The sequence below is a fragment of the Bartonella sp. AC130YNZD genome, from assembly GCF_042196865.1.
Lineage (GTDB): Bacteria > Pseudomonadota > Alphaproteobacteria > Rhizobiales > Rhizobiaceae > Bartonella.
Genome location: NZ_JBHIQZ010000176.1, coordinates 1 through 583 on the forward strand (window position 1 = coordinate 1; position 583 = coordinate 583).

Consider the following 583-nt stretch of genomic DNA (forward strand, 5'->3'; position numbering starts at 1 on the left):
CAAAAGGATTGCCTACGAGCAAATATGAAGACTACAAAATCAAACTCATAACAGAGCGCTTAACAGGCGAAACAAGCCCTTATTATGAAACTGAAGATATGAGATGGGGTATCGAACATGAAGATGATGCCTTGAGAGAATATGGCTTCATTCATGATGCCAATATAACAAAGTGCGGCTTTATCCAACACCCCACAATAGAAATGGCGGGGGCTAGCCCCGATGGTCTCATTGGAGAAGACGGTTTAATCGAAGTCAAATGCCCGAGATCAGTAACACATATGCGCTTTTGTATAGGTGACGAAATCAAACCAGAATATCACGCACAAATGCAATTCCAAATGGCTTGTACAGGACGAAAATGGTGTGATTTCGTAAGTTATGACCCACGTTTTACGGGGGAATTCTTTCACTTACGCATGAAAGTCAAGCGTGTTCTCCGTGATGATCAACAAATTGAACAGATCAATCAAGCTGTCCAAGCCTTTTTAGCAGAGATAGAACGAGAGATACAACAACTCTCAACAAAAGCTGCTTAACCTTATGGGGGTGTTTTGTTCCCCGCATATCTACGAGCACCCCC

At 42.7% G+C, this 583-nt stretch carries 1 protein-coding gene; it reads left to right on the forward strand.

The window, feature by feature from the left end; all coding sequences use genetic code 11:
* A partial coding sequence (locus ACFINU_RS10345; RefSeq protein WP_375667740.1) for a lambda exonuclease family protein occupies positions 1-539 on the forward strand: 539 nt, incomplete at its 5' end.
* Between the last annotated feature and the right edge of the window lie 44 nt (positions 540-583).